Source organism: Caulobacter sp. 602-1 (genome assembly GCF_003931565.1).
GTDB lineage: Bacteria > Pseudomonadota > Alphaproteobacteria > Caulobacterales > Caulobacteraceae > Caulobacter.
On record NZ_RRYI01000080.1, the window covers coordinates 1 to 318 of the forward strand.

Sequence of the window (318 nt, forward strand, 5' to 3'; positions counted from 1 at the left end):
GGCGCGCGGCTGGTCCTCGAACACGAAGCGAATCTTCACGTCGCTTTCGAAGCCGAACCACAGCTCGGTCTCGCGCGCGTCGCCATCCTTGACGCCGACGAAGGCCGCGCGGCCCAGGCTCGCGCGGCGACCGTCGATCAGGCCCTCCACGCCCTGCCCGGCCGTCTCGACGCATTCGGCGGCGACGGGGCCGGCGCCGGCTTGAGCGGCCAGGGCCTTGGCCAGGGGATGGCGCGAGGCGCGGGCCAGCGGCGCGGCAAGGGCGACCAGATGGGTCGGCGCGTCAACGAGCCGAGGGCAGCCTTCGGTCAGCACGCC

1 pseudogene is annotated in these 318 nt (G+C 74.2%); it reads right to left on the reverse strand.

From position 1 onward, the window contains the following. Window positions 1–318: pseudogene (locus EIK80_RS25325) on the reverse strand (cation-transporting ATPase); the annotation flags it as partial.